Below are 13375 nucleotides of genomic sequence, written 5' to 3'. Positions count from 1 at the left end.
AAAAAGAGTATACATTAGTCTTAGTGGCTAATTTAGTATACATCGTGTTGTTTTACATAATCACTAACATATATACAAAATAAACCATGCAGCTAATAGATTGGATTGTTCTTTCGGTAACCTTATTGTTTATTGTTTTATATGGAGCTTGGAAAACCAAAGGAAGTAAAAATGTTGAAGATTACATAAAAGGAGGAAACGAAAGTAAATGGTGGACGATTGGTTTGTCAGTTATGGCAACACAAGCCAGTGCGATAACCTTTTTATCAACCCCAGGACAAGCATTTCATAGTGGAATGGGATTTGTGCAGTTTTACTTTGGATTACCAATAGCCATGGTAATTATCTGTTTGGTGTTTATTCCTATTTACCACCGATTAAAAGTTTATACAGCCTACGAATATTTAGAAGGAAGGTTTGATCAAAAAACTCGAACCTTAACTGCAATTCTGTTTTTAATTCAACGCGGATTAGCAGCTGGAATCACCATTTTTGCACCTGCTATTATTTTGTCTGCTGTTTTGGGTTGGGATTTAATTACTTTGAATATCATCATTGGGGTTTTGGTAATTATTTATACTGTTTCTGGAGGAACAAAGGCAGTGAGTGTTACGCAAAAACAACAAATGGCTGTAATTTTCGCAGGAATGTTTGTAGCTTTTTACTTGATATTACAATACTTACCCGACGATATTACATTTACCAAAGCACTAGAAATTGCAGGAGCTTCCGATAAAATGAAAGTGCTTGATTTTTCTTGGGATTTGAATAACCGTTACACGGTTTGGACAGGTATTTTAGGGGGGACATTTTTAATGTTATCGTATTTTGGAACAGACCAAAGCCAAGTACAGCGATACTTATCAGGAAAATCATTAAGAGAAAGTCAATTAGGATTGATTTTTAATGGGCTGTTAAAAGTACCGATGCAGTTTTTTATTCTGTTAGTAGGAGTGATGGTGTTTGTATTTTATCAGTTTAATCCGTCACCGTTAAATTTCAACCCAAAATCAGGAGAAGCAATAGCAAATTCCAACCTTGAAACAATAGAACAATATGTAAAATTAGAAGAGCAACATCGTTTTATTGAAGGAAGAAAAAAAGCGCTGATTTTTGAAGGGTTAACTCCTGAGAATGTAGCACAGATTCAAGAGTTTAATGAACAAGATAAGGTACTAAAGGAAGAAGCGAAAAATATTATTTCAAAAGTAGATCCGTTAGTAGAAACAAATGATAAAGATTATGTGTTTATTCATTTTATTCTGAATAATTTACCCAAAGGATTAATAGGTTTGTTGTTAGCGGTAATTTTATCTGCAGCAATGTCTTCTACAGCATCTGAATTAAACGCCTTAGGAGGTACTACAGCTATTGATTTATACAAACGAAATACGAAAATAGAATATAGCGAAGAGCATTATGTAAAAATGTCAAAATGGTTTACCCTAGGTTGGGGGATTTTGGCAATTTTAGTCGCCTGTATAGCAGATTTATTTGATAATTTAATTCAGCTTGTAAATATTATTGGTTCTATTTTTTATGGAAATGTGTTGGGAATATTCTTATTAGCCTTTTTTATAAAGTTTGTCAAAGGAAATGCAGTATTTATTGCAGCGATAATCACGCAATTAATTATTATCGCAGTTTGGTACATCGATTGGCTACCGTATTTGTGGTTGAATGCTTTAGGGTGCGGTTTAGTAATGCTATTAGCAATACTAATTCAATCAACGTCTAAAGAAAACTAACTTTTTTCTATTTGTAATGCATCAATAATATCAGAAGCAATTAGGGCGTTGTATCCTTTTTTGCAAGCGGCATCATCGCCTGCTTTTCCGTGGAAAAATACCCCTAATAAAGCGGCATGTAGAGGAGTGTAGTTTTGTGCTAATAAGCCTGTGATAATTCCTGTGAGTACATCACCGCTACCACCTGTTGCCATTCCTTGGTTTCCAGAAGTGTTGAAGTATAAATTTCCTTCAGGAGAAGAAATCACAGTATATGCATTTTTTAAAACTACGATACATTGATATTTTGCAGAAAACTCAAGTTGCTTTTGAAAACGTTCGGTTGAGATGTCAGACTTTCCTACCAATCTATCAAACTCTTTAATATGTGGAGTTAAGATAGAGTTTTTAGGAAGTAACGATTTTAATTCTTCGTTTTGAGCAATAATATTAATAGCATCGGCATCAATAACTAACGGGCTACTACTTTTCGATACTAATTTTTTTACAAGTTGTGTTGTTTTTTCGTTAATATCCAATCCTGGACCTATCGCGAGAATGTCGTATTTGAAAATTTCTGGGAGTTGGGTCACGAATTCTTCATTCTCGTCGGTTAGGCATATTGCTTCTGGAATGGAAGATTGCATAATTTGATACCCGCATTTTGGTACGTAACTAGTTAGCAGACCTACACCACTTCGTAAGCAAGCTTTTGAAGAGAGTACCGCAGCTCCCATTTTTCCATAAGAACCTGCAATTAATAAAGCGTGTCCGTAACTTCCTTTGTGTGATTGACGTAATCGGGGTATTAAAATTTCAGTAATCTTTTCGTTTAAAATAAAATAGTTACTTTTCTGCTGTTGAATAAAATCTTCATCTAAACCAATATCAACTGTTTTCCAATTTTTTACATGGTTTCCATTTTCAGGAAAAAAGAATGAAAGTTTTGGTCTTTGAAAGCTCACTGCTATATCTGCATGTACAACAGTTTCAGAATCAGGAAGCTTATCGCAATATAAACCAGAAGGAAGATCAACAGCGTATATGGTTTTTTTAGCATTATTAATGTTTTCAATAACATGCTTTATAAAACCAGTAACAGGCTTGGAAAGCCCAAAACCAAAAATAGCGTCAATAATAACATCATATTCAGAAAAATCAGGAATTCTACTGGTTGATTTTATAGTGATAGTATCATCAAGTTTTTGAAAATTAATATCACAATCTGAGCTAAGTACATCTTTAAACTGAACTAAAAAAGGTTGTACAGTATATTTCTTACTTTTTAAAATTCTAGCAATAGCAAATCCGTCACCACCATTATTACCAACCCCACTAACAATAGCAATTTTTAGAGAACGGTTTAGTAAAGGTTCAATAGCTTTTACAAAGGCTAAAGATGCTTGTCCCATCAGAGCAAAAGAAGTAATTCCTTTTTTACTAATAGTATGTTCGTCAGCTTTTCGTATTTGTGTAACGTTGATTATTTTTTGAAGATTTTCCATGTTAGAAATTTACAACTTTACATAAAAAAAGCAAAAATAAACCCACAAAATTCTTTGTGGGTTTATTATAATCAATAGTATATGAAGTTTTTATTGAATTCTAGCATTAACTAAACTCATAATACGTTCAAATTGTTCTTTAAGTCCCATGTCAGAATTATCAAACTCAATAGCATCGTCTGCCATGACTAAAGGAGAATCTTCTCGGGTAGAATCTATTCTGTCACGTTCTTGTACGTTTTGTAAAATTTCTTCGTAGTTAACCTTGTCACCTCGGTCTATTAATTCTTTGTAGCGACGTGTAGCACGTTTATCGGCAGAAGCAGTCATAAATAATTTTAGTTCAGCATTAGGAAAAACTACGGTTCCAATATCACGACCATCCATAACAATACCTTTGTTTTTACCCATTTCTTGTTGCTCACGAACTAACTTTTTTCTAATTTCAGAAACTTCAGCAACTTTACTTACTAATTTAGAAACCTCAATACTTCTAATTTCTTTTTCAACATTAGTTCCGTTTAAAAATATTTCAGCAAAACCAAGTTTTTCATTAAATGTAAAAGACAAAGAAATATTAGGTAAATCAGCAACTAAATCTTCTGAGTTAAAATGATTTTCAGAAATATAATCATGTTGCATGGCATATAAAGTAACAGCTCTATACATAGCGCCAGTATCAACATAAATATAACTAAGCTCTTTAGCTAATTGTTTAGCAATAGTACTTTTTCCTGTAGATGAAAAACCGTCAATGGCTATGGTGATTTTCTTTGTCATGATTCAAAAAAATAGATAGCAAATATACGGTGGATTTTTAATATTACGAGGTTGCTTTTTTGTGGTTAAGTTTAAGATTGTTGATTTTTTTTTAAAGTATTGTATTGTAGTGTTTTATTGGTTGTTTTTTTGTGTTTTTAAACTTTAGTTGTGGGTTACACATAGATTTTATATATTTCGGCGTTAAATTTTGTTAATTTTAATACCGTTTTTGTTAAGAAAAACTATAAATTTGACACCCCTTAAAGGATCCCTTAGATGAAAAATTACACTAAAAGCATTTTATTACTTTTAGCGACACTTCTGTTTTGTGCAACAAGTGCTGTATCTCAGACGCTGCTTAAGCCTGAGATTCAGTTTTCTAATGCTTGTAATGGTGCAGCTACAGATTTTAATGTGATTTTTAAATACTCGGGTTCAGATTTTAACTCTAATAATGTATTTACGATAGAATTATCTGATGCAGATGGAAATTGGGGAAGTCCGATCAATGTAGGTACAGTAACTACTGAAAATTCTTCATATACTTTTTCTAGAACTTTTCAATTGCCTGATAATACTTACGGAACTAATTACAAGATACGTTTGGTTGCTAGTTCACCAGTAATGACCAGTCCAGATTCAGATTCGTTTGCAGCATATAAATTTTCAACAGATACTTTAGTTTTAAATAATTATGATGATGTTGTACTTTGTGATAGTGGATCAGCAGAACTCATATTAAATACTAATCAGAATGGTAATTACGAATGGTACAAAGATGATGTATTATTTACCACTACAACGGAACCTAAACTAGAGGTCACTTTACCTGGAAAGTATGAAGTGAAAATTGATTATGGAGCTTGTGGGTTTAGAGAGTCTACAATATCTAATGTAATTATCTTAGATAATACAGCCAAACAAATTAAAGGGGCTTCAACCGTAGAAATATGTGGAGATGAGTCACATACTTTTGAAGCTAACACAAATCGTTCAGGTTTAACCTATAATTGGTACTTAGATAATAAATTAGTACAATCATCTAATTCTTCAACCTATACAACACCAACAACAGGACAGTTTGGAACGTATCATTTGGTAATTGATACAGGAACCTGTACTACCAAGTCAAACGATGTAGTGTTACAACAACAGACTACAGCAGGTTTTACAGTAACGAATGTTGGAGCCTTAGAAAGAATTATTTTATTTGGTGAAAAAAAAGAATTGTGTATTACACATGATGCTGACCCCTCAGAAGTTACTATAGAATGGTATAGAGATGATGTAACTATGGGAACTGCTGTTAGGAATCAGTTATGCATAGATGCAGCTACAGCAGGGGTATATTATGCAAGAGTAACAAAGAGTACAGGTTCAGCTTGTGATGATATAGTTGATTCTGAAAAGTTTACATTGTTAAATGTAACGTCATTTGAGCCAACCATTAGAGTGGAAACGAGCTATGAGGAATGTAATACTAGAAGTACAGAGTTAAGTATAGTAGGGGTGAAGGCAGAGGCAGAAAATGGAGATATGTATGATCTAACATCAGATCAAATAGCTTTACTAAGTTTTGAATGGTATAAAAATAATGTATCAACAGGAGGAACAGTAAGCGAATACGAAGTTAATTCGTATTTAGATAATGGGACATATACACTAAAAGTAAGTTTTAATGGTGTAGAGGGGGAGTCTAATGAATTAGATGTTAAGTTGGCTGAAGTACCCGAAATAAGAAGCACATCAACTTCAAACTCACTTTGTGCTGGGTCTTCTATAACTTATACAATAAATAATATAGTAGCAGGTTATACGTATCAATGGATTAAAGATGGTACGGATGATGTTACCCCTGCTAACCCTGAAAACTTAATAGTAACTGAAGTTGGAGAATATGTGTTGAAATATTCAGGTTTTGGTTGTGATAATGAACTAGAGCCTATAAACGTAGTGATGTTTGATGATTCTGCGGTAACCATTACTCCTTCTGAGATTGTGGTAATGGAGGAAGGAAGTTCAGCTACTATAACAGCAGCAGGGGGAGAGTCATATGAGTGGTATCAAGGAGAGAGTATATCAGGAACCACATTATCAACAACAGAACAGTTAGAAGTAACAGAGCTAGGTTTTTACACAGTATTAGTAAAAGTAGGGGCCTGTTCGGTAACAAGAACGGTAGAAGTTGTAGAGCCAGATGATCAAATTATAGTACCCAACACCTTAACTCCTAATGGAGACGGTAAAAATGACACATGGAAGATATCAAACAAATATGCGTTTCAGCCACTAGTAACTGTAATGTTGTATAATGCTAATGGTAAAGAGATTTTAAAAACAACTGAGTACAAAAATGATTGGCCAACAGAAGATTTAGGAAATCAAAAAGTTTTTTATTATAAAATAATAAGAGAAGACAAATTGATTAAAGCTGGAACGATATCTGTTTTACACTAAAAAGGTTAGAATGATTAGAAAAATTACCTTACTTATTATATTGATATTAAATGTGTTTGTTATACAAGCGCAAACTTCTGGTAATGAACAGCAATATAATAGTTTCAGTTCTCGTAACTTTATGAAGTTTAATCGCTTTTTAACCGTGCCAACATTTTCTGCATTACGAGAAAACAAAACATCTCTTTCAGCTATAGTAAGAAACAGTAACATAGATTTTGAGGATAATCCCCGTTTATATGTGCTTACGTATTCAGGGAAAATGAGAGAAAATGTTGGAGCGGGAGTGGCTGTATATCAACAAGATGTAGGGTCGGTAAAAGATTTTGGAGCTATAGCAAATTATGCACATCGTTTACAGTTAAATGAAACGATGGATTTAACTTTTGGATTTAATTTTTTATATAGTAGAAGAAGTTTAAATTGGGGGAAGGTTCTAGTAACTGATGATGACGATACTTTTTTAAGTAATTATCAAGATGATCCTGTGGTTAATTTTCAACCAGCAGTAACGTTGTCTATTGGAAAGTTTGATGTTGGTGTCTTTTTCGAGAATTTAGTAGACTTTAATCTTAAAAAAAGTGAGATGGCAACTTCTTTTGGAGAAAAAACATTTTCGGGACATCTAATGTACTCTCATGAATTTACTTACGCATCAGGGCTTTTTGAAGGAGCTGATGTAAGATTCCTAGCAACCGCTAGAAAACCAGGGAATGATGACTTTGGTTTTGGAGGGAGCGCTATAGTAGATTTACCTAAAGCAGGTTGGGTTAAAGCTGGTTATGACAAAACATATGGAATTTCAGCTGGTGTTGGAATAAACCTTTCAGAAAATTTAGCGATAGGATTTAGTTACGAAAAAAGTAGTTTTGCAGCAACAAATGAAGTTGGACTTATTTATAATTTTGGTAAAAAAAGGTTTACAAGAGAACGACCTAAGAGGAGAACAGGAAATATTAAAGTAAACCTCCCAGAAAGAACACCTAAAAAAGAAATAGAATATAAAAACCCAGAACATAACGATTTATCTGACGAGATTCAACAAGCACAGGATTCTATTGATATACTAAATAAAAAGATAGATGAAGTATTACGAATACTGAAAAATCAACCGGCTCCTAAAGTAATTACCAATACTAATACAGTAATTATTAAAGATAGTGCTCAAACAAAAGATACCACATTAAGAAGAAGATCAAATAAACCATGGCGTAAGAGTACTGTAACTCGCTCTGGTGGAGGAGGAACTATGTATTATGTGGTTTCGGACCAATTTAGAAGTAAAGAAAATGCAGAAGCTTTGATAGATAAATGGGCCCGATTAGATATTGAAGCTAAGTATGTATTTGAACCTAATAAAAAATTATACTATGTATACATAGATAGGTTTGCTAAAGAAGAGGAGGCAGAAGAAAAGGTAGACGATTTTAATGATAAAACACGTTTATTTGAAAAGAATGATGAGAAAAAAGATAATTCTACAATAAAGGTTAATAAGACTACTAAAGACCCTGTGTACGTAGTTAAAATTACCTTAGGAGGAGAGCTTAGTAGTTATGAAGAGCCAAAAACTCAACCACCAGCGAGGGTTTATCCAATGCAGGCCGAAGGAGTTGAGCCCGGATATTATTTACGAGTATACGTAAATTCTCAGAAAGCATTAGCTGATAGAAATGTAGATGAATTAAGAAACGATGACATAGATGCAGATTATTTTGTAGATCCAAAAACAGGCTACATGCATATATATATATTTAAAACAACAGATAGATCGGAAGCGATTAAAATGTACAATACAAATTTAAATGGTGCTTTTTATGATCGTAAAGCAATCATTCAAATTAAATAATATAAAAAAAGAACTTGATTAATTAATTTCCCCAATTGATATTATGAAGAGAATAATTACCCTACTAATAATTGTATTATATGCACTTGTTGGTTTTTCACAAGAAAACAATAAGAGTGAATCTTCAGTTCCCATAGAGCATTCTAAAAGTGAGGCAGATTCATACCAAGCATTCAAAGCTAAAATAGCTAAGCCTTCTAGTAGAGCTGCTGGATTTAATCAGAGAGTTGTTAAGCCAGATGGAACAAGTGGAGGTATTAATGTAAAAGGAGACATTACTTTTATAGGAAATAACATATTGAGTAAGTATGTTGGGTGGCCCAATTATAATGCAAATAGACCATATGATGGATATGAGGCAAATGGTCAAGTAAATATGCAGTACATTGACATAGATGGAGATCCATCAACAGTCTCTTCAAGTTCAGATCAATTAAATTTACCTAATTGTTCAAGAGTTGTTTATGCAGGATTATATTGGGCAGGTATTTATCCTTATGAAAATTGGTACACTAGTCCATACAGTAGGCAACATAATCCTAATAATATTAAGTTTCAGTTACCAGGTCAAGGATATCAAGATATAACAGCTGACGAAACTATTTTTGATGATAACTCTACATACATTAACTACAAAGATATTACAAGTCTTGTACAAGGTTTAGTTACTGTAGCAACCCCTAATGGACATAACGGAAGGTATATGGCTGGTAACATCAGAGCTATTAGAGGACGACAAGGGGGAGTCGGAGGAGCAGCAGGATGGACAATGGTAATTATTTACGAAAATGATTTAGAATCTAGTAAAAATATATCTGTTTTTGATGGTTATGCTGAAGTTGATGGTAGAAATGATGTAGACTTAACGTATTCTGGTTTTTCAACAATCCCTTTAGGTCCAGTTAGAGTTAATTTATTAGCAGCAACGTTAGAAGGAGATAGAAGCATTCCAGGAGATAGATTTAGAATACGTGATAGATTTGGAAATTTCATTAGCCAAACAACTGGAAGTAATAATTTAACTAATAACTTTTTCAATGGGAGTATGACTCGTTACAATAACTTCGTAACGTCAAGAGTGCCTGATGGAGAAAACACTTTAGGGTTTGATGTAGATTTGTATGAGTTAAACAACGGAGGGAATAGTGTTATTGAAAATAATCAGAGTTCAATAGATGTACAATTCACAACTGGGGGAGATGTGTACTGGCCTTTTTTAAATGCCTTAGCTGTTGAAATCATAGAACCAAAAGTACAATTAATTAAAACAATTGAAGATGCTAGTGGAAATGATATACAAGGCACACCTGTAGGTTTAGGAAATGAATTATTTTATAACATAAGCTTTCAAAATGTAGGAACAGATCATGCAAGAAATACAATAATTACAGATAGATTACCAAAAAATGTAGATTTATTAACAACTACAGCACCAAATGGCTCTGTGGCTCCAGATGGAACACGTTTTGATATAGATTTACCTCCAGGAGTATCTATAACAGCATACGATCCACCAAGCGCAGCTAATGACAATAGAGCTGAATTAGAGATTTCAGTACCAGATAATATGGTTTTAGAGGGAGGTGCCCTTTATAATATTCGTATGCACGTTCAAGTAGTAACAGACTGTAGTCAATTAAGAGATGTGTGTTCTAATGAAGTTAGAAATCAAGCTTTTGCCAGATACGAAGGAGTTAGAGGAGGAGTAGTTATTAATAATGAGCCTAGTTTTTCGGGATTAGATGATTGTAATTTTGGTATAGTTGGTACTTCAAACTTTTTAGTTGATACAAGTGGATGTTCTTTTGAAACGACACAAGTAATGTGTGGTTCTAGTATAACATTAACTGCTGGAGCAGGATTTGAATCATACGAATGGAGAGATGCCTCAGGTACTTTATTAGGAACTACTACAGTACCATCTTTTGATGTAACTAATGAAGGAACTTACACAGTTAATAAGATAGCCTCAGCAGCATCAGGATGTATAAATGCTGAAGAAACCATACATGTTGTAGGATATAATTCAGAACCAAATCCATTACAACCATTTGCAGACCAAGTATTAACTTGTGCAAGTAATGGAGAAGAGTTAGCTGAAGTTTACTTATGTGGTGATAGTGGTTCTAGAACTATTAATTTACCATTTGATACCTCTTCAGCTACAACAGTACAATGGTTTAAATTGGATGAATCTTCTTGTACCGATGTAACAGAATCAGGATGTCCTAATATAAATACAGGCTGTACATGGAATGAGGTAGGAAGCGGAGAATTTTCTAGAAACTTTGCAGATGCTGGAGAATATCGTTTAGATGTTTTATATGATGGAAGGTGCCCTAAAAGTTACTACTTCAATGTGTACAAAGCAACTTTAAATCCTACCTTTATTACACAGGATATTTTATGTGGTAACAATGGGTCTATTACTGTAAACAATATACCAGCAGGTTATCAATACAGTTTAACAGGTCCAGGAGGTTATAATGCTCCTTTTCAAAATAGTAATGTTTTTTCAAATTTAACAGCTGCAGGAAACTATAACCTTTCAATTCGTGTAAGTAGTGCGTCTGCTGCTTCATGTACATATACTTTTCCTCCTATTAATATTCAGGAAAATGACATAGATATGGACGTCATTACAACACCTATGCAGTGTTTTAATGATTCAGCACAAATAAGAGTTCAAGTAAATAATGTTCCTGGAGATTATACATATGAATTATTACAAGGTGGAAGTGTAGTAGGAATAGAAGGTCCAACTGCTAATAACGATTTTACTTTTAATGTTACAGATGGTGGGGCTTACACAGTGAGAGTTACAACACCTCAGTGTACCGCTACAGAAACGATTGTTATTAATGAACCAGATGAGTTATTACTTACAGCATTAAAAACTAAAGATATAACTTGCGAATCAGGAAGTTCAGACGGAATTATTCAGTTAACTGCAAGTGGAGGAACATTAGACACATCGTCAGGTAATAATTATAATTTTGCTGTATGGACGAGTCAGGGAACAGATTTATATACAAACCCATCAGACATTCCTAATACTGCGTTTTTAACACCAGCAACAAACCCATACACCTACAATGTGCCAGTTGGTAGTGAAGGAATATATCGATTTATTGTTATTGATGATAATAACTGTTATACAATTTCAGACCCGGTAGAAATTACTGTAGAGCCAGAATTAGCTTTTATTCATTCAGAAACAGATGTAACTTGTAATGGTTTAACAGATGGAACTATTAATGTTAGTGTTAATGGAGATAATTTAGGATATGCAGTAGAATATAGCATTGATAATGCTACATGGAACACTACAGGTGCTTTTGATAGTTTAGATGATGGAACTTATACCATTTATATAAGGGCATCAAAAAATTCTTATCAGTGTTTATATGAAATTCCTAATGTAGTAATAAATGAGCCAGCACCACTTAATGGAGGAAGTGCTACAAAAACTGATTTAGAATGTAACACCTCTGGAGGAACTACTTTTGGTACTATAACCTATACAGCACCAACAGGAGGTACTCCTAATTATACATATTATTATAAGTTAAGTTCAGCTGCAACTTATACATTAGCAGCAAATAATCCAGTAACAGGGCTCCCTGCAGGAACATACAACACAAGAGCAATAGACGCAAGTGGATGTATAATAGATTTAAACAATGTAACTATAAATGGTTTACCATCAGCACCAAATGTAACAAGTACTGTGGTATATAATTGTGATGGTACAGGAAACGTAACAATAGCAGCTAATCCAGCAGGAACATATACTTATACTTTAAATGGAAACTCAAATACTACGGGGGTATTTAATAATGTTCCAGTAGGAGGATATACCGCTGAAGTAACTTATGGAGGTAGTTGTGTAGAAGACATTAGAGTTAGGGTAAATGCAGGAAATGAATTTTCAGGAAGTATTGTTGGCTCTACAGATAGTGAGTGTTATGGTTCAGATAATGGGTCAATCACAATATTAGCAAATAACGTTATAGGAGGAAGTTTTGAGTATTCGACAGATGGTGGAGCAACTTGGTCAATGACAGCCGATAACCCTTATAGAGTTGTAGGTTTAGCAGCGGGAACATATAATGTGTTTATAAGGGAAGCTGATGGAGGAGTGGCAAGTTGTGTAATTGATTTAGGTAATGTTACAATAGGGCAACCAGAAGAATTAACCTTAGCAGCATCGGTAACTCAAGAAGTAACTTGTAATATTGCAACAGGAACTATTACAGCTACTGCTACAGGAGGAATCCCTCCATACGAATATAGTATTGATGGAGGTACTAGTTGGCAAAGTAGTAATGTATTTAACAACGTGCCACCAAGAGCAACCGATTACATTGTAATGATCAGAGATAGTAGAAATTGTAACGAATGTGGTTGTACAGCTAAACTATTCCAAAATGGAAGTTTTGAAAGACCAGCAGAAACAACAACAAGATTCAGATTTTATAATGAAGATGATATACCAGGTTGGGATTCTACTGCGTCTGATAATCAAATAGAGCTTTGGCATAATGGATTTAATGGTGTTACCGCTTATGAAGGAAACTCTTTTGCAGAACTAAATGCTAACAGAGTATCATCATTATATCAAGAATACTGTACTCAACCAGGAGATATAATTACTTGGTCTGTAGCGCATAGAGGAAGAAGTGGTTTAGATAGAGCAACAGTGAAAATAGGAGGTGATTTAGCCACAGCCGGAGTTGTTGAAACTATGGAAACAAATAACACCGCTTGGAAAGTTTATACAGGAAGTTATACCGTTCCAGTAGGGCAATCAACCACAATAATTGCTTTTGATGCATTATCAACAGCTGGAGGAAATAACACTGTAGGGAATTTTATAGACGACGTACAAATTAATATTGCGAGTACAACTTGTGTACCTGTAAGTGTACCTGTTATAGAACCAAATACAGTAGATTTTGATTTAACACCTACATTATGTTATGATGGAAGTGGGAATGGTGAGATTCGTGTAGAAGTTACATCGGGTAATAATGATTACCAATTTAGGATTGATGGAGGAATTTGGCAAAACC

5 protein-coding genes and 1 pseudogene are annotated in these 13375 nt (G+C 33.8%); 4 read left to right on the top strand and 2 right to left on the bottom strand.

Going from position 1 to position 13375, the window contains the following annotated elements; all coding sequences use genetic code 11:
• Positions 1-86: 86 nt before the first annotated feature.
• Positions 87-1748 carry a sodium:solute symporter gene (locus MHM83_RS12970; protein ID WP_073183086.1) on the top strand — a complete coding sequence of 554 codons (1662 nt, stop codon included), beginning with the start codon at positions 87-89 and terminating at the stop codon, positions 1746-1748.
• On the opposite strand, the gene MHM83_RS12965 is transcribed toward MHM83_RS12970, so the two are convergent.
• Positions 1745-3232, bottom strand: coding sequence for an NAD(P)H-hydrate dehydratase (locus MHM83_RS12965; RefSeq protein ID WP_239180182.1), 1488 nt, complete (start codon positions 3230-3232; stop codon positions 1745-1747). The genes MHM83_RS12970 and MHM83_RS12965 overlap by 4 nt on opposite strands.
• Positions 3233-3322: 90 nt before the next feature.
• Entirely contained in the window at positions 3323-4012 is a 690-nt protein-coding gene (gene cmk, locus MHM83_RS12960; RefSeq protein WP_239180180.1) for a (d)CMP kinase, read from the bottom strand.
• A gap of 258 nt (positions 4013-4270) precedes the next feature.
• Here cmk and MHM83_RS12955 point away from each other — a divergent pair, with 258 nt between their 5' ends.
• From MHM83_RS12955 to MHM83_RS12945, 3 genes and pseudogenes are all read left to right on the top strand, one after another.
• Positions 4271-6451, top strand: coding sequence for a gliding motility-associated C-terminal domain-containing protein (locus MHM83_RS12955; RefSeq protein ID WP_239180178.1), 2181 nt, complete (start codon positions 4271-4273; stop codon positions 6449-6451).
• Between the two features lie 10 nt (positions 6452-6461).
• Complete coding sequence (locus MHM83_RS12950; protein WP_053056712.1) at positions 6462-8300, top strand: PorP/SprF family type IX secretion system membrane protein; 1839 nt, start codon at positions 6462-6464, stop codon at positions 8298-8300.
• 43 nt (positions 8301-8343) lie between these two features.
• A pseudogene (locus MHM83_RS12945) lies at positions 8344-13375 on the top strand (hypothetical protein); the annotation flags it as partial.

Source organism: Tenacibaculum sp. Mcav3-52, from assembly GCF_022347665.1.
In the GTDB taxonomy this organism is placed as follows: domain Bacteria; phylum Bacteroidota; class Bacteroidia; order Flavobacteriales; family Flavobacteriaceae; genus Polaribacter; species Polaribacter mesophilus.
The sequence above is the reverse complement of the archived record's forward strand: the minus strand, read 5'-3'. Positions and strand labels throughout refer to the sequence as shown.

What these genes read in the sequence shown, in the direction of transcription:
- cmk (WP_239180180.1), bottom strand. Translation starts at nt 4,012, where the DNA reads ATGACAAAGAAAATCACCATAGCCATTGACGGTTTTTCATCTACAGGA.
- MHM83_RS12965 (WP_239180182.1), bottom strand. Translation starts at nt 3,232, where the DNA reads ATGGAAAATCTTCAAAAAATAATCAACGTTACACAAATACGAAAAGCT.
- MHM83_RS12970 (WP_073183086.1), top strand. Translation starts at nt 87, where the DNA reads ATGCAGCTAATAGATTGGATTGTTCTTTCGGTAACCTTATTGTTTATT.
- MHM83_RS12955 (WP_239180178.1), top strand. Translation starts at nt 4,271, where the DNA reads ATGAAAAATTACACTAAAAGCATTTTATTACTTTTAGCGACACTTCTG.
- MHM83_RS12950 (WP_053056712.1), top strand. Translation starts at nt 6,462, where the DNA reads ATGATTAGAAAAATTACCTTACTTATTATATTGATATTAAATGTGTTT.